Here is a 20,466-nt window from a genome sequence, read left to right as displayed (position 1 = left end):
CGTCCCGACATCGATCGGCATCCACGCATTCAGACCGCGTGACGACGTCGCGCAGACGCACGACTCCATCCTCATGCGAACCGGTGCTGCGATTGTCGACGCACGACTCGATGCCGGCATCCGGCGCGCACTGTCCCCGCCGCGACGACACAGGCCATCGCTCGCGCCGCGCGCCCCCCGCCGGCACCATGGCTGCATGGACGCAAATGAAATTCAACGGCAGGCACGCAACGCAGTGCGCAAGGGCACGATCCTCGCGGTCGACCATGCGGCTGCGTTGTGCCGCGTCTCGGTCGGCGACGCCGATTCCGATGGCAGCGGACTGCAGACCAACTGGATTCCGTGGGTGGCCGGCACCGCCGGCGCGACCCGCGACTGGCTGCCGCCGACGCCCGGCGAACAGGTCGTGCTGCTCTGCCCGATGGGCGACCCGGCGCAGGGTGTCGCGCTGCGCGGCGTCTATTCGAACGCCGCGCCGGCACCGGCCTCGAGCCCGGATACCCATGCACGGGTCTATCCGGACGGCGCCCGCATCACGTACGACCATGCCGCGCATGCGCTCACGGTCGAGCTGCCGGCCGGCGCGACCGTGCGCGTCGTCGCGCCCGGGTCGGTCGTCGTGCAGACCCGGGACGCCACCGTGCAGGCCGAGCGCATCACGCTCGATGCACCGCAGACCATCTGCACCGGCGCGATGACCGTCAAGGGGCCGTTCGCGTTCGAAGCCGGCATGACCGGCACGGGCGGGGCCGGCGGCGGCGCCACGATGCAGATCGACGGCGCGGCCACCTTTACCCGCGAAGTGACCTCCCGGGGCATCAGCCTCCCGCATCACACGCATCGCGAACAAGGCGATGGACAACTCGTGAGCGAACCGCAATGAAAGGCATGAACGCGAACACCGGCCGCTCGATTTCGGGCCTGGACCATTTCTATCAGTCGATCGGCAAAATCGTGACGACGCCGCTCGCGTCGTGCGTGAAGCGCCGTACCTTCGGCTCCGAGCTGCCCGACCTGATCGACGCGCCGGGCAACGGCACGGTGCGCACGCGGCTGTATGCCGCCGTCGCCACGGCGCTGATGCGCTGGGAACCGCGCCTGACGCTGACCCGCGTCGTGCTCGCCGCGGACGACGCGAACGCGGCCGCCGGCTCGCTCTATCTCGACATCGAAGGCTGGACCGGCGAGAACGGCACGGCAGTGTCGACCCGCGTGCCGGTTGCGAACGGGAGTCCGGCATGAGCGTGACGCCGATCGACCTCTCCCAGCTGCCGTCGCCCGACATCGTCGAAACGCTCGACTACGAGACGCTGCTGGCCGCACGCAAGGCACGGCTCGTGTCGCTCTACCCGGCCGCCGAACAAGCCGAGATCGCCGCGACGCTCGCGCTCGAGTCGGAGCCGCTCGTGAAGCTGCTGCAGGAAAACGCGTACCGCGAGATCGTGCTGCGCCAGCGCGTGAACGACGCCGCGCGTGCGGTGATGCTCGCGTACGCGGTCGGCACCGACCTCGATCACCTCGCGGCGCTGTTCGGCATCCGCCGCCTGACGATCTCGCCTGCCGATCCGGCTCACGACCTCGCGGCCGTGATGGAAAGCGATGCCGACCTGCGCGCCCGCACCCAGCTCGCCCCGCAGAGTTTCTCGGTCGCCGGCCCCGAGGGCGCGTACGTCTCGCATGCACGCAATGCCGATGGCCGCGTGCTCGACGCGTCGGCGGTCAGCCCGGCCCCGTGCGAGGTGCTCGTCACGGTACTCGCCCGCGATGGCGACGGCACGGCGGCGCCGGCGTTGATCGATGCGGTGGCCGCCGCGCTGCAGGCCGACGACGTACGGCCGCTCACCGACAAGGTCACCGTACGCGGCGCGGAGATCCTGCGCTACCAGGTGCGCGCGCGGCTGGTGTTCTTCGCCGGCCCGGATCGCGCCGTGGCGCTCGCGCAGGCCAACCGGGCGATGAAGCAGTACACCGATTCCATGCACCGCCTCGGGATGGAAGTCACGCTCGACGGCATCTACGCGGCCGCCCGCGCAGCCGGCGTGCAGAAGGTGATCCTCGAAAGCCCGCTTGCCGGCCTGCCGGCGACGAAGCAGCAGGCGCCCTATTGCACCGGGATCGAGCTGATCGACGGCGGGGTGTACAGCAATGAATGACATCCTGCCGCCGAACGCGACGCGGCTCGAGCGCAGGCTCGCCGCGACGAACGCCCGTATCGACGACGTGCCGACGCCGCTCGCGACGCTGACGAACCCGGACACCATCCGGTCCGACCTGCTGCCGTGGCTCGCCTGGCACCTCGGGGTCGATGCGTGGAAGGACTACTGGCCCGAATACGTGAAGCGCGCCCGCGTCGGGCAGGCGATTCCGATCGCCCGCCGCAAGGGCACCGCGGCGTCGGTGCGCGAGGTCGTCGCGGCGTTCGGCGGAAACATCGTCCTGCGTGAATGGTTCGAGCAACAGCCGCCGGGCGCGCCCGGTACGTTCGACCTCGTGATGACGGTCAGTGGCCAGGAGGGCGAACCGCCGACCGCCGAATACGTGGCCGACATCCTCGCGGAGATCGATCGCACCAAACCCGTCCGCGCGCACTACACGTTCACGCAGGGCTTCGAGATGCGGGGCCGACAACCGATCGGCGCCGCCGCGCGCGTGGCGGCCTATCGCCGCGTCAACTTCACCGACTACTGATCGCACATGGCAACCCAGATCATCATCACCGACGCCGGCCGCGCGGCGCTCGTCGCCGCCGGCAACGGCGGCACGAACGCCCACCAGGTCGTGGAAATCGGCCTGGCGAACGCCCCGTTCGTCGCCGACAAGGGGCTCACCAAGCTGCCGAACGAGCTGAAGCGGATCAAGTCCTTCGGCGGCGCCAACGTCGCGCCGGACACGATCCACACGACGCTGAAGGACGACTCGACAGACCAGTATTCGCTGTACGGATTCGGCCTCTATCTCGACAACGGCGTGCTGCTGGCCGCGTACGGCCAGGCGACGCCGATCATGGAGAAATCGCCGGCCGCGTTGCTGCTGCTGTCGTCCGACATGCAGTTCGCGACGATCGACGCGACGCAGCTCGTGTTCGGCGACGCGTCGTTCCTGAATCCGCCGGCGACCACCGAGCGGCAGGGTGTGGTCGAGCTGGCGACGCAGGGGGAAGTGAATACCGGCGCCGACGATACGCGCGTGCTGACGCCGAAGACCGCCGCGTCGCGATACGCGGCGCTGACCGGCGCGAAATTCACCGGTCCGGTCGTCACCGAATTCGATGCGGGTCCGGACACCGCACACGTGTCGATTCGCCCTCCGTCGGGCAAGAACGGCCGCGAAGGTCGCGTGCGTCTGCACGGCACGTTCGGCGGCGGTAACCCGGATACGGGATCGCGCCTGGTCGCAACGATCCGCTCCGGTTTCGACAACGGCGCCTGGGGCCGTGAATACGTCGATCTGTGGCTGAACAAAACGGCCAACGACGCCGAGACAGACGCGTACCAGGCGCGCGCCGTGCGTGTCACCTATGGCGGCCGGATGCTCATTGGCGACGTCAAGAACGACGACGGCCGCAACGTGATCCAGGCCGGCGGAGGCGCGACTTTCAACGGCGGCATAACCGCCCGCGGAATGGACGCCCAGGGTGCGCACTTCCGAGCAATCTTCGGCGACTACGGTGCATTCTTTCGCAACGACGGCAAGGATGCCTACCTGTTGTCGACTGGAAAGGGCGATCCGGACGGCTCGTGGACCAGTCTCCGCCCGTTCTCGTGGTCGCTCGCCGACGGGACCGTCCGCATCAATGGCACCGGTGCCGTGACGAACATCGGTGGCGACGTCGAAATCGGCCGCACGACGAACGAAGGGCACATTCGGCTCGGCCCGGTCGACGGGTACTTCTACGCCAATGCCCGTTCGGTCGGCTGGTGGGGCAAGGCCGACGCGTTCCAGTACATCTTCGACGACCACACCTTTCGTATCAACGACAATCCCGTGTGGCACTCCGGCAACCTGTCGCCGCTCGATCGCACGAAGGGCGGCACGATGTCCGGCGATCTCTGGTTCGACCCGGGCAAGCGGATCTACCTGTCGGAAGGCAGCGCGCAGGCGCCGTCCCTGACGTTCACCAACGACGGCGCGCCGGACACGGGCCTGTACCACATCAGCGACGGGTCGTTCGGCATCACGTGCAACAGCGTCTCGCAGGTCTCGTTCACGCCGGGCGGCACCACGTTCCAGACGCCCGTTCAGGGCCAGACGCCCCCGGCGGGCGATCGCTCGACGCGGCTCGCGACGACGGAATGGGTGGTCGCCGCGATTGCGTCGGCCGCGATCGGCACGGTCGTTTTCGAGCCACGCACGACCGCTCGCGCCGGCTTCCTGAAGCTCAACGGCGCGCTGCTGAAGCGCGCCGACTATCCCGCACTCTGGGCCTATGCACAGGCCAGCGGCGCGCTCTCCACCGAAACGGACTGGGCCGCCGGATGGTCCGGCACGTTCTCGACCGGCGATGGCACGACGACCTTTCGCATCCCCGAATTGCGCGGCGAGTTCGTGCGCTGCTGGGATGACACCCGCGGGGTGGACCCGAATCGCGGTCTCGGCGCATCGCAGAACTTCGCCAATGCGTGGCACGCGCACGGCGCCTCCGCGGCGGCGAGCGGGGACCACGTGCATTCGGCCTGGACCGACGTGCAAGGGTGGCACGGTCACCACGGCTGGACCGCCAGCGTGGGCGATCACCAGCACGTCGCGCCATACAGTGAATCGGGCATCGCGCCCTTTGGCACCCATTCGACGAATCAAGTCGGCTCGCACGGCGGCGTCGACAACGACAACCCGTGGGCATTCACGTCCGGAGCCGGCGGGCACAACCACGAATTCAACACGGAAGGCGCCGGCAATCACGGCCACAACGTCAGCATCGGCGCCGCCGGCAATCACAGCCACGCGATCACCGTCAACGGCGACGGCGCCAACGAAGCACGGCCGCGCAACGTCGCCTTGCTCGCCATGATCCGCGCCTACTAACCAGGACCCCGAACCATGCTGATCCACCACTACAGCCCGTCGACCGGCGAATACCTGAGCAGCAGCCAGCCCGACGCCGATCCGCGCAACCCCGAACGCTGGCTCATCCCGGCCTCGGCCACGCTCGACGCGCCGCCGGCGCGCACGCCGACGACCTGGCCGTTCTACCGCAACGATGTCTGGACGCTGCTGCCGGACTTCCGCGGCCGGATCTGCTATCGCACCGATACCGGCGAGCCCGTCGAGATCGCGACCGCCGGCAAGACGCCCGACGAGCTCGGGCTGACGACCGAACCGCGGCCGTCGCCACGCCATGCATGGCTCGACGGTGCATGGACGGTTCCGCCCGAGCTGCTCGAGCGCGAGAAACGCGACGCCGCGATGGCCGAGTTCGAACAGCGCCTGGAAACCGCGCGCAAGGCGAACGCCGGCAAGGCCGATGCGTACGCCGCGGGCTTGCTCGACGACGAGGGCGTCTACTACTTCAAGGCCTGGTCGGCCTACCAGATGGCGCTCGTCAGGGTCATCCAGGCGGACACGTTCCCGGATGCGATCGCGTGGCCCGCCACGCCGGCGCCCTACGTGCCGCCGCCGCCGACACCCGTGCCGCCTGCGCCGTCCGAGCCGATCGAGTCGCCCGCTCCGACCGAGCCATCGTCGCCGCCGGCCGACCCGGCCACACCTGCAGTTCCGGTCGCGGATAGCGCGGCCTGATCCGCCCGGGAATCCTCCCGTTTCTCTCACTTGATCACATAGGAGTCGCACACCATGCCGCAGGATTATCACCACGGCGTACGCGTCATCGAAATCAACGAAGGCAGCCGCCCGATCCGCACGGTGTCGACGGCCGTCGTCGGCATCGTCTGCACGGCATCCGACGCCGACGCCACCGCCTTCCCGCTCGACACGCCGGTCCTTCTGACCAACGTCGTTGCCGCGCTCGGCAAGGCCGGCACCAAGGGCACGCTGCGCCGCACGCTGGACGCGATCGGCCGGCAAACCAAGCCCGTCACGATCGTCGTGCGCGTCGCCGAAGGCAAGGACGCCGGCGAAACGGCGACCAACGTGATCGGCAGCGTCACCGCCGACGGCAAGTACACCGGCATGAAGGCGCTGCTCGGCGCGCAGGCACGCTTCGGCGTGAAGCCGCGCATCCTCGCGACGCCGGGCCTCGACACGCAACCGGTCGCCGCCGCGCTCGCATCGATCGCGCAATCGCTGCGCGCGTTCGCGTACGTGTCGGCCAACGGCTGCAAGACGAAGGAAGAAGCCGTCGCCTATCGCAAGCAGTTCAGCCAGCGCGAGCTGATGGTGGTCTGGCCGGACTTCCTCGCGTGGGACGACACGACCAACACGACCGTCGTCGTGCCGGCCACCGCGTATGCCGCCGGCCTGCGCGCGAAGATCGACAACGACACGGGCTGGCACAAGACGCTGTCGAACGTCGGCGTGAACGGCGTCACCGGCATCAGCGCCGACGTGTCGTGGGACCTGCAGGATCCGGCGACGGACGCGGGCTTCCTGAACGAACAGGACGTGACCACGCTCGTGAACCGCAACGGTTTCCGCTTCTGGGGTTCGCGCACGTGCTCGGACGATCCGCTGTTCGCGTTCGAGAACTACACGCGCACCGCGCAGGTCATCGCCGATTCGATCGCCGAAGCGCAGATGGCCATCATCGACGGCCCGCTCAACCCGTCGCTGCCGCGCGACATCATCGAGACGATCAACGCCAAGTTCCGCGAGTGGATCTCGCAGGGCTACCTGATCGGCGGCTCGGCCTGGTACGACCCGGAGCCGAACACGACCGACGTGCTGAAGTCCGGCAAGGCGTATCTCGACTACGAATACACGCCGGTTCCGCCGCTCGAAAACCTGATGCTGCGCCAGCGCATCACCGACCGTTATCTCGCCGATTTCGCCGCGCGCGTGAGCGCGTAACGACCGGCCTCACCAGGAGTCAAACACGATGGGTATGCCTCGCAAACTCAAGGGATTCAACCTGTTCCAGAACGGCGAGAACTTCGTCGGCCAGGTCGTCGAAGTCACGCTGCCGAAGCTCACGCGCAAGATGGAGGACTACCAGGGCGGCGGCATGAGCGGCCCGATCAAGGTCGACTTCGGGCAGGAGGGGATCCAGCTCGAATGGACCTGCGGCGGCTTCATGCGCTCCGTGCTCGGCCAGTACGCGATCACGAAGCACGACGGCGTGCTGCTGCGCTTCGCCGGCGGCTATCAAGCCGAGGATTCGACCAACGTGGACGCGATCGAGATCGTCATCCGCGGCCGTCACAGCGAAATCGACCCGGGCACCGCGAAGTCGAAGGAAGACACCGCGTTCAAGGTCACGACGGTGGCCAGCTACTACAAGCTGTCCGTGAACGGCCAGGACGTGATCGAAATCGACTTCGTCAACATGATCGAGAAGGTCAACGGCAACGACCTGTTCGCGGCGCTGCGCAACGCGATCGGCCTGTAACCGGCCATCCGGCCGGTGACGCCGGCCGGGGCCGCCTTCCCCTTCCTTCCGACTGATCACACGCACAGGACCACCATGAATCCGATCCAATCCGACGCCGCCGCGCCCGACCTGCAGGCCGATGCGGCCGCCATCGCGACACCCGCGCAGGACGATCCGGCGACGCATACGCTCGACACGCCGCTCGTGCGCGGCACCCAGACGATCACGTCGATCACGCTGCGCAAGCCCAAGTCGGGCGAGTTGCGCGGCGTATCGCTGTCCGACCTCGTCAGCCTCGACGTGGTCGCGCTGTCGAAAGTGCTGCCGCGCATCAGCTCGCCGATGCTGACCGAAGCCGACGTCGCCAGCATCGATCCAGCCGACCTCGTACAACTGGGGGGCATCTTCGCCGGTTTTTTGATGCCGAAGGCCGTGAAATCCCGACTGGCCTCCCAGACCGCGTAGAAGACCCGATGGCGGACATCGCGACGGTGTTCGGCTGGACACCGCCCGTGATGGACGCCTTCAGCCTGGCCGAGCTGATGGACTGGCGCGAACGCGCGCGAGTGCGTGCCGGCGCCCAATGAGCGAAACGATCGACGATGGACAACACCCTGAAACTGCGCGTCATGGTCGACATGATCGACAACATGACGAAGCCCCTGCAAATGATGCTGACCGGCAACAAGGGGCTGGCCGACTCGCTGCGCGCGACCCGCCGCGAGCTGGATGACATGGCGAAGACGCAGAAGCGCATCGGCGAGTTTCGCGACTTGCGCAGCGGTGTGGCGAAAACCGCGACCGAACTCAAATCAGCGAAGCTGCGTGCCGGGGAGCTGCGCGTCGCGCTGCGTGCGTCCGGCCCGCCGTCACGCCAGATGGTCGAGGACCTCGCCAAGCTCGAACGCACGGCCACGGATTTGACGGCCGCGCAAAGCCGGCAGGTCGCGCGCATCCGCGAACTGCGCACGCAGCTCGTCGGCGCGGGCATCGACACGCGCCGCCTCGACCTGCACGAATTCGCGCTGGCCACGAACAGCGCGCGACGCCAGGCGAAGATGACGGCCGACGTGCGCGCGTTCGACGACGCGCGCCGCAAGCGCGCCGAGGCCCGGCGCGCGAAGATCGACGCACTGAGCGGCGTCGGCAAGCAATGGGCGGAGCGCGGCAAGACGATCGCGGGCGCCGGCAAGAGCATGTTCGGCATGCTGTCCGAGCCGCTCGACGTCGCGAAGCAGGCCGAAAGCGAAACGCTGCGCCTGCGGGCGCAAGGCGCGTCGGCCGACGCCGTGACATTCGCGCGCGCGCAGCAGGTCGGCGGCCAGTCGGTCGTCGACAACCTGGCGCTGATGCGCGAATCGCTGGCGGCGCTCGGCGGCGACGAGCAACGCGCGCGCGTCGTGATGCCGATGCTCGCGAACATGAAATCGGCGAACGAGGCGCTGTTCGGCAAGGACGACGCGAAGGCGAACGTCGACAAGTTCATGGCCATGCTGAAGGTGATCGACCTGCGCGGCGGCACGAAGAACGAAGCCGCGTTCGGCGCCGAAGCGAACATCGTGCAGAAGATGCAGACGGCGACCGGCGGCAAGGTCAGCGGCGACGAGTGGAACAGTTTCGCCGAATCGGGGGGCAGCGCGGCCAGGAAGTTGCGCACGGATGCGTTCTACTACCAGATGCAGCCGCTCATCGAGATGCTCGGCGGCAAGGCGGCCGGCGAAGGCCTCGCCGCGCTGTCCGGCAGCCTCTTCGGCGGCAAGGTGACGGCGCCCGCCGCACGGCAGTTGACGGCGCTCGGCCTGGTCGATCCGAAGCGGGTCCTGCATGCGAGGAACGGCGCGATCCGCGGGCTCGGGCCGGGGGCGCTGGCGGGCAGCGACATGCTGCAGGCCTCGCCGCTCGAATGGCTCGAAAAGGTGCTGCTGCCGAAGCTCGCCGCGAAGGGCATCACCCAGCCCGACGAGGTGAAGGCCACGCTGGCAAAGCTGTTCCCCGACAAGGCCGCGGGCACGCTGCTCACGACGATGTACGAGCAACGCGAGCAGATCCACGACACCGAGAGGCAGAGCGCCGCCGCCGACGGCGTCACCGGGATGCGCGCGAAGGCCGCGGATTCGACCGCGGGACGCGAGCTCGCCGTGCTCGCGCAGCTGCGCGACCTGAAGCTCGAGATCGGCGAGAAGATCACGCCGGTCTACAACGCGGCGCTGGACGTCACGGCCAGGATGCTCGAGAAGATCGTCCGGTTCGTGCGCGAACACGGCACGGCCACCCGGATCCTCGTCACGACCTTCGCGGCGCTGGGCGGCGCACTCGCCGTCGCCGGCACACTGGCGAGCGTCTTCGGCGGCCTGCTCGGCTCGGTCAACGTGCTGCGCTTCGCGACGTCGATGGTCGGCGCGTTCAGGCTCGTCGGGCAGGCGCTGCTGATGCTCGGCCGGCTGGCGATGGCGAATCCGCTGCTGGCCGTGATCGGGCTGATCGCGATGGCGGCCGTCTACGTCTGGCAGAACTGGGACACGCTCGGGCCGAAGTTCATCGCGCTGTGGGAAACGATCAAGGGCGCGTTCGGCGCGGCCAGCGACTGGATCGCCGCGAAATGGGACGCCACCGTCGAGTGGGTGAAGACCTCGCTCGGCGGCATCGGCGACTGGTTCGGCGACATCGGCACGCGTTTCCAGGAAATCGGCGCGAGCATCGTGTCCGGCCTGGTCGACGGCATCACGAATCGCCTCGGCGCGCTGAAGGATACGGCCGGCAACCTGGGCAGCTCGACGCTCGGCTGGCTCAAGGAAAAGCTCGGCATGCAGGCGTCGCCCACGCCCGACAACGGGCCAGGCGGCGCCACCACCGGCACCCCGACCCGCATGACGCGCACCGCCGCCGCGCTCACGTCGGCCGCCGCGCTGGTCGGCCCGCCCGCGTTCGCGGCGAGCCCGGCGATCGCCGCCGCCGCGCCGCTCGAACGCTACAACCTGTCGCTCGACTATCGCCCGCCGCTCACGGCGCCGGCCGCCGTGGCAAGCGCCGCGCCCGCGGCCGGCCCCGTCACCATCAACATCGCGCCGCCGCCCGGTGCCGATGCGGCCGAAATCGCCCGCATGGTGCGCGCCGAGCTCGAACGCGCCGAACGCGCGAAGGCGTCGCGCACCGCGTCGCGCCTGTCCGATTGATTCCGCTGGAGGAAACCCGCCCATGATGATGTCGCTCGATCAGTTCGTTTTCAGCCTGGCGACCACGCCGTACCAGGAGCTCCAGCGTCAGCGCAACTGGAAGCATCGCACCAGCTCGCGCATCGGCGTGCGCGACGCGAGCCAGTTCACCGGCGCCGGCGACGACACGATCACCCTCACCGGCATCGTCGCGCCCGAGAACGGCATCGGCGAGATCGCGTCGATCGAGGCGCTCGCCCGCATGGGCGATGCCGGCGACGCGTACGTGCTCGTCGACGGCAACGGCAACGTGTACGGCGCGTACGTCATCGACAGCCTCAACGAAACGGCCACGTATCACACGAAGGAAGGCATGGCGCGCAAGATCGCGTTCACGCTGACGCTGAAGCGCGTCGACGACGGCGTGCTCGCCGAAGTGCAGCAGGACGACGACAGCGGAGCGGCAGAGCAATGAGCACGCAGGAACGCACGCCGGCCGACGCACCGGCCCGCGCGGGCCGCGTGCAGCCGCAGGCCGACTACCGCATCACGCTCGACGGCCGCGACCTGTCGCGCCTGATCGCGCCCAACCTCATCAGCCTGTCGCTGTCGGAATCGCGTGCGGACGAGGCCGACATGCTCGACCTGGTGCTCGACGATGCGCAAGGCACCTTCGCGATTCCGAAGCGCGGCGCGAGCATCAAGCTGTCGATCGGCTGGGTCGGCGAGCCGCTGGTCGACAAGGGGGCGTTCACGGTCGACGAAGTCGAGCACAGCGGCGCACCGGACGTCATCACGATCCGCGCCCGCTCCGCATCGATGACGAACGACATGCACGAGCGCCGGGAGAAAAGCTGGCACCGCCAGACGATCGGCGCGATCGTGCGCACCATCGCCGCGCGCTACGGGCTCACGGCCGCCGTCGACGCGACGCTCGCCGCGACGCGGATCGACCACGTCGACCAGACGCAAGAGTCCGACATGTCGTTCCTGACACGCCTCGCGAAACGTTACGACGCGGTGATGACCGTGAAGGACAAGCACCTGCTGTTCACGCCGATCGGCAGCGGCAAGACGGTCAGCGGCAAGCCGCTCGACGTGCTCGCCATCACGCGCGCGAGCGGCGACCAGCATCGCTATCACGTCGCGCAGCGCGACAGCTACACGTCGGTGCGCGCGCACTATCACTCGAACGGCAGCGCGCGCCGGCTCCCGGTGGTCGTCGGCGACGCCAAAGGCAAGAACGTCAAGGTGCTGCCCGAGGACTACGCGACCGAGGCCGAGGCGCGCGCGGCCGCGCAAGCCGAATATGCGCGCACGCAGCGCGGCGAGTCGACGCTGAGCTACACGCTCGCGCTCGGTCGGCCCGAGCTGTTTCCCGAGATGCCCGTCACCGTGACCGGGTTCAAGCCCGACATCGACGACACGCCGTGGCTCGTGAAGAAAGCGACGCATACGATCGGCGACGGCGGCTTCACGACCGCGCTCGAGCTCGAGGTGCGCGACGCGCCGAAGAAGACGCGTCGCACCGGCCAGCGCTGACCGGAAGGCTGCGCCGGCGACCGATGCGCGACCACGCCGCGACGCGCGATCGCAGGGCGTCGATCGCGGTGGCGAAGGCAGGATGTCGCGGGAGGGGAGTGAGGCCACGCGCGAGGGGGCGCGGCCCGGATTCGTTGCAGCGGCCGGAGCGAATGCCGGCCTGCGGGAGATCAGTGTGGGGGGCGGTTCAGCTCGATTGCTGACGCCCGCCGAGCGTCATGCGCAGGTCGCGCGCGTCGCCACATTGCTGCAACGTGGCGCGCGCATCGCGCAGATTGGCCATCGCCTGCAGCGCGGCCTCGAGCACCTGCCCGACCGACAGCATCGCGTTGTCGATCGCTGCGTGCGCATCGGCCCGCTCGTCGTCGGTCAGGTCCGAACGATATCGCGGCGGGCCCATCGTCGCTCCACGCGCGTCCGCGCGATGGTCGGCGTGCGCCGACGCGCCGATCGTCCCGTTGTCGTGCTTCCTGTTGGTGTCCATTTTTCCGGTCTCCGCAAACTCAGTCATCAACCGGGGGGCCGCCTGACACGACGGGGCGCCTCGGAACGCCCCGCCGCCAGCTCACCGGCTTTCAGAATGCTAAACCAATACTGTATGGATATACAGTGTTTCATCCGATTTTATCCGATGCCCTTGTGCGGTGCGCCGAGCGCACCCGGGCAACATCGGAAAACGGGAACTGCGCTGCCCCGCCGTCGCACACGCAACGGTTCGAACCGGGCAGAGGGACGGCCGCGCGGGGTGTGTCGCATGCATGCGCGCCGGGTGATGGGGCGGGGCGCCACCCCGCGGATGCGTTACTTCTTCGGCTGCTTCGCCGCGCGTTCGGCCTTCAGCCGTTCGATCTCGGCCATCGCGCGATCGACGTTCTCCGCCGTGCGCTGATCGAGCGCCGCGCGACGTTTCTCCGGCACACGCTTCGCGCGCCGCGGCGTCGCGGTCTGCACCATCGCGCCGGTGCTGATGCAACTCGCGAGGAAGGCATGCAGCGACGCCTTGCCGGTGTCGTTGAGCTGCCGGTACATCGCGAGCACCTCGGCTTCGTCCGCGTCGCGGGCGCCGGCCTCCGGCGCCGCTTCGCCCGCGGCGAACCGCTCGCCGGTCAGCACGTAGCCGATATCGACGCCGATCTCGCGAACGGCCAGCAGATAGGCCGCGTCGGGAGCGCGCTCGTCCGACTCGTACGCCGACTGCGAGCGTCTCGCGACGCCGCCCACGGTCGCAAACTCGTCCTGGCTGAGCCCGATCCGCAAGCGCTCGTCCCGCAAGCGACTCCCGATTTGTGTCATAAATTACCCATTAACAATTGACGCGCCGTTTTTTGCTCATTAGACTAGCCTCACCGTAACGCAAGACTATCTCCGCAAAGTATACCGACCATGACTACTCCCAAAGGCCCACGCCGTTCGCCGCGCGGCACGATGTCGGACAAGCCCGTTTACGTGGGGCTCACGCCTGTGGAGCGCGGCGAGCTCGAGCAGCTTGCCGCGCAACGCAATCGCTCGATCTCGAGCATGGCGCGCGAACTGATCCGCCTCGGCGCCAGCCACCTGCGCGCGATCGCCGCGCCGCGCTCGCGCAGCGCGCGCCCGTGAGCCGGAGCGTCTTCATGTTCGCCGCTTTCGAACGCACCCGACCGTCCGGGCCCGCAGCATCGATTGTGAGCCGTGTGTGCGCCCGCAACCATTCGCCGATCGGCCAGGGCTGCACGCTGGCCACCGGCGCGACCCGCGACTGGCCCGGCCATCGGCAGTCTTTCGTCCGGAGTGAGCCCTCATGCGAATCCTGAACCGCTGCCCGCACTGCCGCACCCGCGCCACCGCGCGCAGCAGCCGTGAAATGTCGCTGACCTTCCGCGAGATCACGTTCCAGTGCTCGAATCCCGAGTGCGGCCACACGTACGTCGTCAACATGGAATTCGCGCGCACGCTGTCGCCGTCCGCGATCCCGAACCTGACGTTGCAGCTGCCGCTCTCGCCGCACGTGCGCGAACGCCTCGCCGCGCAGCTCGAGCTGCCCGTCTGACGCCCTAACCCGTCACCCTCTCCCGTTTCCCTCGCATCGTGCCCGAGCGGCGCGAGGGATCGTTTTTGCCATTGAAAGGATTCCTCATGATCTCGAACCGCGCGAGCCATGGCCCCGAGGTGCTCACATGAACCGCTACGCCGAACCCACACCGCACGACGTCGCGCTGCGCGCCGCCATCGCGGCCGCCGCCGACACGCTGCGCGGCGACCCCGCATCCGGCAGCGCCGCACGCCAGCCCGCGCTCGGCCCCTTCGTGTCGGCGCTCGCCGATCGCCTTGCGCTCGGCTTCCCGCAATCCGCCGCCGCGCTGCACGCGCTCGTCGCGCCGCCGGCCTGCGCCGGCGGTCCCGCACGGCACGCCCAACCTGAACCACAGCAATAACGAAGATGGCTTCGATCGACGAACTGAAACGACACATCGACCTGCACGATCTTGCGAGCCGTCTCGGCCTGAAGCGCGGCCGCGGCGGCGACCGCGCGCTCTATCACTCGCCGCAGCACGCGGACCGCAGCCCGTCATTGTCGATCTATGCGAACCACCCGAAGTACGGCACCGGCTGGCGCGACCACAGCGCCGATGCCGGCGGATCCTGCATCGATCTCGTGATCCATGCGCGCGGCGGCACCGTCGCCGACGCCGTCCGCTATCTCCACGACGCATACGGTCTCCCGTCCGAGCGGCCGGCGCCGCTCGAGCGCCGCGAGAAGTCGACCGTCGAATACATCGCCGATCGCTGCGTGGCCGAGCGCGAGCGCGTGCGCGACTACCTCGGCGGCCGCGGCATCGCCGCCGCCGCGATCGACGCGGCGCTCGCCGCGCGCACGCTCGGCTTCAATACGTGGACGAGCCCGAAGGTCGCCGCCGGCGAAGTCGGCCACGGCGGCCCCGCGGCCGCATTCGTCGTACGCTCGCCGGGCGATGCGCGCGTCGTCGCGGTCGACATGCGCTACGTCGATCCCGCGCTCAACGGCGGGGTCAAGACGCAGACCCAGGGCGACAAGGCCGGTTATGCGTGGACCGCCGACGCACGCCGGCTCGAGCGCGCGAAACGCGTGGTGATCGTCGAGAGCGCGATCAACGCGCTGTCGATCGACACCTGCGCGCTGCCCGGCACGGCCGCGCTCGCGCTGCGCGGCCTCGCGAACGTCGAGCGCATCGACTTCGCGTTCCTGCGCGGCAAGCAGGTCACGATCTGCCTGGACAACGACGAACCGTTCGCCGACGGCCATTCGCGCGCCGGCCAGCGGCCCGGCCCGGAGGCCGCGTGGGCGCTCTACGAACGGCTGACGGCGCTCGACATCAGCGCCGTGCTGGTCGACCAGTCGGACTGGTTCGCGGATCTGGCGGACGGCGACACCGCGCGCAAGCCGATCAACGACGTGAACGACTACCTGCAGCTGCGCGGCCCGGCCGATCTGGCGCGTGCGCTCGACCAGCTCGAGCCGTGGCTGGTCGCCGGCCTGCCGGGCGACGCATCGCGGCGCGGCCGGCCGCGCCTGTTCCTGCCGCCGCACGACTTCGCGCAATACTGGCGGTTTCGCGTGCGGCCGGATTTCACCAGCTACATCACCCGGATGGACCGCAACGAGGAATCGGGCGTCGACACGCCGGTGATGACCGACCTGTGCGGCTTTCGCATCGCCGGCATCAGCCGCGTGGCCGTCGCGAGCGCGACCTCGACGATGACGGGCGACGCCGACCAGGCGCCCACCGTCTACTTCGCGGTATCGGTGCAGGCGCCGCGGCACGGCGCACAACTGATCCGCCGCGTGATGCTCGACGATCAGCTGCACAACGTCGATCAGTGGGGCAAGTTCGGTCCGATCTGGGCGCCCGCGCCGTTCAAGCGGATGGTCAACATCCTCGAGCGCGGCGCCGACCTGGGCGCGCGCCGCGCGGCGAACTTCGTCGGGCTCGCCTGGCGCGACGGCCGGCTGATCGTCAACGAAGGCCCCGACTGCTATTTCACCGAAGCGGACAAGCAGTGTCCGTATCACAACCTGACGTTCCCGGGCGGCCCGGTGAGCGACGCGCGCCGCGTGATCGCGGCCTACCAGACGACGTTCCGGCAGAACGCCGCGACGATCCCGCTCGTCTGGGCGCTCGGCGGCCACCTGAAGGCGCTGCTCGGCTTCTGGCCGCACCTGACGATCCAGGCGAACAAGGGCGCGGGCAAGTCGACGCTGATCAAGCGGCTCGAGCGCTCGCTCGCGTTCACGATGTTCTCCGGGCAGTCGCTGCAGACCGAATTCCGGCTGCTGACCAGCATCAGTCACACGAGCCATCCGGTCGGCTGGGAAGAACTGTCGGCACGCCGGCAGGACGTGATCGACAAGGCGGTCGGGCTGCTGCAGGAGAACTATCAATACACGGTGACGCGGCGCGGCACCGACATGACCGAATACCTGCTGTGCGCGCCCGTGATGCTCGCCGGCGAGGACGTGCCGGTGCGCAGCCTGCTCGGCAAGCTGGTGCGCACGACGCTGACCGGCAAGCGCGGGCCGCTGCTGCCCGACGACCTGCCGCGCTTCCCGGTCCGGCAATGGCTCGAATTCCTGACCGGGCTCGACCGGCGCACGGCGCTGGATCAGTACGCGACGCTGCGCGACCAGGCGCTCGCCGGCTGCCGCGCAAGCGGCGAGGACGACGGCGCGCGGCGCATGGCCGCCAATTACGCGGCGCTCGGGCTGGCGTGGCGCTACCTGTGCGAATTCGCCGGAATGGATCCGGGCGAAGGCGAGTTCCCGCGCGATCTGCTCGCCGAGATGAACGGCCACGTCGCCGAAACGAGCGCCGACCGCGAACCGTGGGTCTGGATCATGGAAACGGTGCTGTCGGAAATCGACGGCGGCAACTACAAGCATCCGTACACGTTCGACACCGTCGACGGCGAGTTCTGCCTGCTGCTGCGCACCGGGCACGTGATGGATCACCTCGCCCACACGAGCGCGCTGCGCGACAAGTGGAACGGCCTGCCCGTGAAGTCCGACCGCGTGTTCAAGGCCCAGTTGAAGCATGCCGGCGTCGTGGTCGGCGAGAAGGAGGTCGAGCGCCGCATCTACATGCGCCGCGTGCCGTACCTGACGCCGGTGTCACTCGAGCGCCTGGCCACCTTCGGCCTGCACGTATCGGTGCGCGAGGACCTGGCGACCGACGCGCTGCACGGAGGCCGCGCATGAGCCGCGATCGGGCCAACCGGCTGGAGCGTTCCGGACGTCGCGGGGAGCGGGCGGGCGACACGCGGGAGTCGTGGATTTCGCCGGTCGAGGTGCGCAAGTCCTTGATTGTTGAGGAAAGTGCCGCCGCGCGTTGCACGAGGATCGCCACGAGTCGGGCCGCTTTTGCCACGGGTCCGGCTTGCCCGCAGGCCGCCATGCGCCTCTCTTCTTCTCTCTTCAAAGCATTGAAAGAAAAGAAGAAAGCGTACCGGGAAGCCGCAGCAGCCGGCCGCCGTCGCGCACCACGAGTCAGGCGCGCGCCGCCATCGGTCGCGCGCGGTAGCGCGACTTCACGCCATGGGTTCCACGCGGCCGCCACGTCTGAATGATGGCAACCCATGGCAAACAAAACTCTTGAATATCAACGTGTTATGCGCCCTTCACACGCGATCCACCATGCCATCAGTTGCGCTGCGTGCCCGCCCGGCGCGCGGCCTGCCGACGACGCGCCCCCCGCGACCGTCGACTTGTCCGGCGCAGCGGCCCTGCTCGGCGCGCACCCCGAAACGGTGCGCCTGAAGGCCCGCGCCGGCATGCTGCCCGGCCGCAAGGTCGGCAAGCGCTGGATCTTTTCCATCATGGCCCTGCAGCGCTACCTCGCCGGGGACTGGCTCCCGCGAGCCGCGCAGGCCGATCAGCACGAGGAAACCCACCCATGTCGCTCTACAAACGAAAAACCAGCCCGAACTGGCAATACAAGCTGTACCCCCCTGGCGGCGGAACGCCGGTACAGGGAAGCACTGGCACCCGCGACAAAGCGCAGGCCCAGGAATTCCACGACCGGCTGAAGGTCGACCTGTGGAACCAGGCGCGGCTCGGCACCCAGCCGCGCCATTCGTGGAACGACGCGGTCGTCCGCTATGTCGGCGAACGAGCGGGTCTCGCGAGCCTGGAGACTTCGAAGATCCATCTGCGCTGGCTCGACCGGCACCTGTCCGGCGTCGCGCTCGCCGACATCGACCGGAGCCGCATCGATGCGATCGCGCTCGCCAAGCGTCGGGAACCGCGCACGGTGCGCACGCGGCACGGCGTCGTCGCGACCGACCGGCCCGTCAGCGACGCCACGGTGCGCCGCGTGATCGGCGTGCTGAAGGCCGTGTTGAACGCGGCCGTCGAATGGGAATGGCTGGCGCGCGCGCCGGTCACGAAGCGCGCGAAGGTCGTCTCGAAACGCATCCGCTGGCTGACGCCGGCCGAGGCGGAGCGGCTGCTCGCCGAGCTGCCCGCGCACCTCGCGGACATGGCGCGCTTCAGTCTCGAAACCGGCTTGCGGCGCGCCAACGTAACCGGGCTGCAGTGGTCGCAGGTCGACCTCGCGCGGCGCGTCGCGTGGATTCACCCCGACCAGGCCAAGGCCAGGAAGGCGATCACGGTGCCGCTGTCGGATACCGCGATCGCCGTGCTGCAGCGCCAGCGCGCGAACCCGCGGGCGCCGGCATGCGCGGACAGCGTGTTCGTCTATCGCGGCAAGCCGGTCTACCAGACGGCCACGGCCGCCTGGGCCAAGGCGCTGCGGCGCGCCGGCCTGCACGATTTCCGCTGGCACGACCTGCGCCACACCTGGGCGAGCTGGCACGTGCAACGCGGCACGCCGCTGCAGGTGCTGAAGGAGCTGGGCGGCTGGGAGACGATGGAAATGGTGCAGCGGTACGCGCATCTGTCGGCCGCGCATCTGGCGCAATGGGTCGCGCCGCTGACGGCCGAGCCCGCACCGATTCCGGCTGCAATTTAGCTGCAACGGTACTGCACGACGATGGGAGGAAACCGCTGAGAGCCTGATCAGGCTTGGCGCGCCCGGCTGGGATCGAACCAGCAACCCCTGCCTTCGGAGGGCAGTACTCTATCCATTGAGCTACGGGCGCGTGTGACAGTGAAGCGACCCCATATACAGGCCGCCCACGATTGGCAAGACGGCAAGGATACCCGGTTTCCCATGACGCGTCCACCTTGCCTGCCGAATCGCCGCCGGGCCGTGCTGCGTGCGGGTAAACACGCGCCATCGCGCCGCTCGCCGTGATGTAAACGTTCCGTCTATAATCGTCCGTGCTTCATTGGACTGCCATTTTGCCGTTGCACCGCGCTCACAATTCCTATTCATGGAGACGAGGCAAGCATGAGCGAAGCACCCCACGAATCTCCCGTCAAAACCCCCGGGCAGTTGATTGCCGTCATCATCGCGTCGTTCGCGATTCCGATCATCCTGATCGTCCTGTTCGCCAATTATGCGAACCATGCGTTCCGTTCCGGCGCCGGCACGGACGCGCTATCCGACGAGCAGGTCGCCGCACGGATCGCCCCGATCGCGAAGGTCGACGTGAAGGACGCCAACGCGCCCCGCACGTACAAGACCGGCGAGGAAGTCTACAAGGCCGTCTGCGTGACCTGCCACGGCACCGGCGCCGCCGGCGCGCCGAAGTTCGGCAACAAGGACGACTGGGCGCCGCGCATCTCGCAAGGCTTCGACACGCTGCTGAAGACGGCCCTCGCGGGCAAGGGCGCGATGCCGGCGCGCGGCGGCACGAGCCCCGACGACGTCAGCGACTATGAAATCGCCCGCGCGATCGTCTACATGGCGAACAACGACGGCGCGAACTTCCCCGAACCGGCAGCGCCGGCCGCCAACGCGGCGCAGCCCGCGAGCGGCGCGCCCGCGTCGGGCGCCGATGCGTCGAACGCGCAGGCCGCGGCCGCCATGGCCGCGATCGCCGCGATCCCGAAGGCCGGCGAAAAGCCCGCGGCCGCCCCGGCCGGCGCCGATGCGGCAACGGCCGGCAAGGCGCTGTACGCGTCGACCTGCCAGGCCTGCCACGCGGCCGGCGTGCTCGGTGCGCCGAAGTTCGGCAGCAAGGAAGACTGGGCGCCGCGCCTGAAGGACTCGATGGATACGGTCTACAACTACGCGCTGCACGGCAAGGGCGCGATGCCGCCGAAGGGCGGGTCGAACGCGTCGGATGCCGACGTGAAGGCGGCCGTCGACTACATGGTCAACGCGGCGAAGTAACGACGTCGCCCGGCCATCCGTCAAAAACCCCCGCGAC

General features: G+C 68.9%; 23 protein-coding genes and 1 tRNA gene. 20 read left to right on the top strand and 4 right to left on the bottom strand.

Annotated elements, in window-relative coordinates:
- The first annotated feature begins 196 nt into the window (after positions 1 to 196).
- From DFS13_RS29665 to DFS13_RS29605, 13 genes are all read left to right on the top strand, one after another.
- Positions 197 to 883: a phage baseplate assembly protein V gene (locus DFS13_RS29665; protein WP_111442462.1), complete on the top strand. Its 687-nt coding sequence runs from the start codon at positions 197 to 199 to the stop codon at positions 881 to 883.
- Positions 880 to 1,242, top strand: a complete 363-nt coding sequence (locus DFS13_RS29660; protein WP_034201129.1) for a GPW/gp25 family protein — start codon at positions 880 to 882, stop codon at positions 1,240 to 1,242. Before DFS13_RS29665 ends, DFS13_RS29660 begins: the two co-directional genes overlap by 4 nt.
- Entirely contained in the window at positions 1,239 to 2,153 is a 915-nt protein-coding gene (locus DFS13_RS29655) for a baseplate J/gp47 family protein (protein ID WP_006484106.1), read from the top strand. Before DFS13_RS29660 ends, DFS13_RS29655 begins: the two co-directional genes overlap by 4 nt.
- A complete protein-coding gene (locus DFS13_RS29650) occupies positions 2,146 to 2,688 on the top strand; it encodes a phage tail protein I (RefSeq protein ID WP_006484097.1) in 543 nt (180 codons plus the stop codon). The genes DFS13_RS29655 and DFS13_RS29650 overlap by 8 nt, the downstream gene beginning before the upstream one ends.
- 6 nt (positions 2,689 to 2,694) lie before the next feature.
- Positions 2,695 to 5,022 (top strand): phage tail protein, encoded by a 2,328-nt coding sequence (locus DFS13_RS29645; protein ID WP_111442461.1) that lies wholly within the window; start codon positions 2,695 to 2,697, stop codon positions 5,020 to 5,022.
- Between the two features lie 15 nt (positions 5,023 to 5,037).
- Positions 5,038 to 5,736, top strand: coding sequence for a tail fiber assembly protein (locus tag DFS13_RS29640; protein ID WP_060213074.1), 699 nt, complete (start codon positions 5,038 to 5,040; stop codon positions 5,734 to 5,736).
- A gap of 54 nt (positions 5,737 to 5,790) precedes the next feature.
- Positions 5,791 to 6,963, top strand: a complete 1,173-nt coding sequence (locus DFS13_RS29635) for a phage tail sheath protein (protein WP_006484096.1) — start codon at positions 5,791 to 5,793, stop codon at positions 6,961 to 6,963.
- Between the two features lie 28 nt (positions 6,964 to 6,991).
- A complete protein-coding gene (locus DFS13_RS29630) occupies positions 6,992 to 7,501 on the top strand; it encodes a phage major tail tube protein (RefSeq protein WP_006484101.1) in 510 nt (169 codons plus the stop codon).
- A 75-nt stretch (positions 7,502 to 7,576) separates the two neighbouring features.
- The gene (locus DFS13_RS29625) at positions 7,577 to 7,948 is read left to right on the top strand and encodes a phage tail assembly protein (RefSeq protein WP_006484110.1); all 372 of its coding nucleotides are present in this window, start codon (positions 7,577 to 7,579) and stop codon (positions 7,946 to 7,948) included.
- A gap of 8 nt (positions 7,949 to 7,956) precedes the next feature.
- Positions 7,957 to 8,070: a GpE family phage tail protein gene (locus tag DFS13_RS29620; protein WP_006484104.1), complete on the top strand. Its 114-nt coding sequence runs from the start codon at positions 7,957 to 7,959 to the stop codon at positions 8,068 to 8,070.
- Between the two features lie 15 nt (positions 8,071 to 8,085).
- Positions 8,086 to 10,656: a hypothetical protein gene (locus DFS13_RS29615; protein ID WP_111442460.1), complete on the top strand. Its 2,571-nt coding sequence runs from the start codon at positions 8,086 to 8,088 to the stop codon at positions 10,654 to 10,656.
- A 22-nt stretch (positions 10,657 to 10,678) separates the two neighbouring features.
- On the top strand, positions 10,679 to 11,110 hold the full coding sequence (locus tag DFS13_RS29610; protein ID WP_006485447.1) for a phage tail protein: 432 nt from the start codon (positions 10,679 to 10,681) through the stop codon (positions 11,108 to 11,110).
- A complete protein-coding gene (locus DFS13_RS29605; RefSeq protein WP_006496269.1) occupies positions 11,107 to 12,177 on the top strand; it encodes a phage late control D family protein in 1,071 nt (356 codons plus the stop codon). The genes DFS13_RS29610 and DFS13_RS29605 overlap by 4 nt, the downstream gene beginning before the upstream one ends.
- A gap of 187 nt (positions 12,178 to 12,364) precedes the next feature.
- Here the strand turns inward: DFS13_RS29605 and DFS13_RS29600 are convergent, their stop codons facing one another.
- The gene (locus DFS13_RS29600; protein ID WP_006485449.1) at positions 12,365 to 12,661 is read right to left on the bottom strand and encodes a hypothetical protein; all 297 of its coding nucleotides are present in this window, start codon (positions 12,659 to 12,661) and stop codon (positions 12,365 to 12,367) included.
- Positions 12,662 to 12,978: 317 nt separating this feature from the next.
- Positions 12,979 to 13,398 (bottom strand): hypothetical protein, encoded by a 420-nt coding sequence (locus tag DFS13_RS29595; RefSeq protein ID WP_058902304.1) that lies wholly within the window; start codon positions 13,396 to 13,398, stop codon positions 12,979 to 12,981.
- 162 nt (positions 13,399 to 13,560) lie between these two features.
- On the opposite strand from DFS13_RS29595, the gene DFS13_RS29590 reads away from it, so the two are divergent.
- From DFS13_RS29590 to DFS13_RS29570, 5 genes are all read left to right on the top strand, one after another.
- The gene (locus DFS13_RS29590) at positions 13,561 to 13,776 is read left to right on the top strand and encodes a hypothetical protein (protein ID WP_006485450.1); all 216 of its coding nucleotides are present in this window, start codon (positions 13,561 to 13,563) and stop codon (positions 13,774 to 13,776) included.
- A gap of 181 nt (positions 13,777 to 13,957) precedes the next feature.
- Positions 13,958 to 14,206, top strand: coding sequence for an ogr/Delta-like zinc finger family protein (locus DFS13_RS29585; protein WP_105866237.1), 249 nt, complete (start codon positions 13,958 to 13,960; stop codon positions 14,204 to 14,206).
- 127 nt (positions 14,207 to 14,333) lie between these two features.
- A complete protein-coding gene (locus tag DFS13_RS29580; RefSeq protein ID WP_034201136.1) occupies positions 14,334 to 14,591 on the top strand; it encodes a hypothetical protein in 258 nt (85 codons plus the stop codon).
- A 5-nt stretch (positions 14,592 to 14,596) separates the two neighbouring features.
- Entirely contained in the window at positions 14,597 to 17,389 is a 2,793-nt protein-coding gene (locus tag DFS13_RS29575) for a toprim domain-containing protein (protein ID WP_111442459.1), read from the top strand.
- Positions 17,386 to 17,757 (top strand): hypothetical protein, encoded by a 372-nt coding sequence (locus DFS13_RS29570; protein WP_080466928.1) that lies wholly within the window; start codon positions 17,386 to 17,388, stop codon positions 17,755 to 17,757. The genes DFS13_RS29575 and DFS13_RS29570 overlap by 4 nt, the downstream gene beginning before the upstream one ends.
- Before the next feature lie 51 nt (positions 17,758 to 17,808).
- Here the strand turns inward: DFS13_RS29570 and DFS13_RS40000 are convergent, their stop codons facing one another.
- On the bottom strand, positions 17,809 to 18,081 hold the full coding sequence (locus tag DFS13_RS40000) for a hypothetical protein (RefSeq protein ID WP_034178513.1): 273 nt from the start codon (positions 18,079 to 18,081) through the stop codon (positions 17,809 to 17,811).
- Between the two features lie 2 nt (positions 18,082 to 18,083).
- Here DFS13_RS40000 and DFS13_RS29565 point away from each other — a divergent pair, with 2 nt between their 5' ends.
- Positions 18,084 to 19,160, top strand: coding sequence for a site-specific integrase (locus DFS13_RS29565; protein ID WP_006484045.1), 1,077 nt, complete (start codon positions 18,084 to 18,086; stop codon positions 19,158 to 19,160).
- A 54-nt stretch (positions 19,161 to 19,214) separates the two neighbouring features.
- On the opposite strand, the gene DFS13_RS29560 is transcribed toward DFS13_RS29565, so the two are convergent.
- Positions 19,215 to 19,290 (bottom strand) — tRNA-Arg (locus DFS13_RS29560).
- A 251-nt stretch (positions 19,291 to 19,541) separates the two neighbouring features.
- On the opposite strand from DFS13_RS29560, the gene DFS13_RS29555 reads away from it, so the two are divergent.
- Positions 19,542 to 20,429, top strand: coding sequence for a cytochrome c5 family protein (locus DFS13_RS29555; protein WP_006496275.1), 888 nt, complete (start codon positions 19,542 to 19,544; stop codon positions 20,427 to 20,429).
- Positions 20,430 to 20,466 lie beyond the last annotated feature (37 nt).

It is taken from the genome of Burkholderia sp. 28_3 (genome assembly GCF_003253915.1).
Taxonomy (GTDB): domain Bacteria; phylum Pseudomonadota; class Gammaproteobacteria; order Burkholderiales; family Burkholderiaceae; genus Burkholderia; species Burkholderia cenocepacia.
Note: the sequence above shows the minus strand (reverse complement) of the source record. Positions and strands in the feature narration are given on the sequence as shown.

Bases quoted from the DNA above. Each gene is read 5' to 3' on its own strand.
- DFS13_RS29650 (WP_006484097.1), top strand. From the start codon at position 2,146: ATGAATGACATCCTGCCGCCGAACGCGACGCGGCTCGAGCGCAGGCTC.
- DFS13_RS29555 (WP_006496275.1), top strand. From the start codon at position 19,542: ATGAGCGAAGCACCCCACGAATCTCCCGTCAAAACCCCCGGGCAGTTG.
- DFS13_RS29610 (WP_006485447.1), top strand. From the start codon at position 10,679: ATGATGATGTCGCTCGATCAGTTCGTTTTCAGCCTGGCGACCACGCCG.
- DFS13_RS29590 (WP_006485450.1), top strand. From the start codon at position 13,561: ATGACTACTCCCAAAGGCCCACGCCGTTCGCCGCGCGGCACGATGTCG.
- DFS13_RS29620 (WP_006484104.1), top strand. From the start codon at position 7,957: ATGGCGGACATCGCGACGGTGTTCGGCTGGACACCGCCCGTGATGGAC.
- DFS13_RS29665 (WP_111442462.1), top strand. From the start codon at position 197: ATGGACGCAAATGAAATTCAACGGCAGGCACGCAACGCAGTGCGCAAG.
- DFS13_RS29600 (WP_006485449.1), bottom strand. From the start codon at position 12,661: ATGGACACCAACAGGAAGCACGACAACGGGACGATCGGCGCGTCGGCG.
- DFS13_RS29640 (WP_060213074.1), top strand. From the start codon at position 5,038: ATGCTGATCCACCACTACAGCCCGTCGACCGGCGAATACCTGAGCAGC.
- DFS13_RS29575 (WP_111442459.1), top strand. From the start codon at position 14,597: ATGGCTTCGATCGACGAACTGAAACGACACATCGACCTGCACGATCTT.
- DFS13_RS29570 (WP_080466928.1), top strand. From the start codon at position 17,386: ATGAGCCGCGATCGGGCCAACCGGCTGGAGCGTTCCGGACGTCGCGGG.
- DFS13_RS29660 (WP_034201129.1), top strand. From the start codon at position 880: ATGAAAGGCATGAACGCGAACACCGGCCGCTCGATTTCGGGCCTGGAC.
- DFS13_RS29605 (WP_006496269.1), top strand. From the start codon at position 11,107: ATGAGCACGCAGGAACGCACGCCGGCCGACGCACCGGCCCGCGCGGGC.
- DFS13_RS29635 (WP_006484096.1), top strand. From the start codon at position 5,791: ATGCCGCAGGATTATCACCACGGCGTACGCGTCATCGAAATCAACGAA.
- DFS13_RS29585 (WP_105866237.1), top strand. From the start codon at position 13,958: ATGCGAATCCTGAACCGCTGCCCGCACTGCCGCACCCGCGCCACCGCG.
- DFS13_RS29580 (WP_034201136.1), top strand. From the start codon at position 14,334: ATGAACCGCTACGCCGAACCCACACCGCACGACGTCGCGCTGCGCGCC.
- DFS13_RS29630 (WP_006484101.1), top strand. From the start codon at position 6,992: ATGGGTATGCCTCGCAAACTCAAGGGATTCAACCTGTTCCAGAACGGC.
- DFS13_RS29565 (WP_006484045.1), top strand. From the start codon at position 18,084: ATGTCGCTCTACAAACGAAAAACCAGCCCGAACTGGCAATACAAGCTG.
- DFS13_RS29645 (WP_111442461.1), top strand. From the start codon at position 2,695: ATGGCAACCCAGATCATCATCACCGACGCCGGCCGCGCGGCGCTCGTC.
- DFS13_RS29615 (WP_111442460.1), top strand. From the start codon at position 8,086: ATGGACAACACCCTGAAACTGCGCGTCATGGTCGACATGATCGACAAC.
- DFS13_RS29625 (WP_006484110.1), top strand. From the start codon at position 7,577: ATGAATCCGATCCAATCCGACGCCGCCGCGCCCGACCTGCAGGCCGAT.
- DFS13_RS29655 (WP_006484106.1), top strand. From the start codon at position 1,239: ATGAGCGTGACGCCGATCGACCTCTCCCAGCTGCCGTCGCCCGACATC.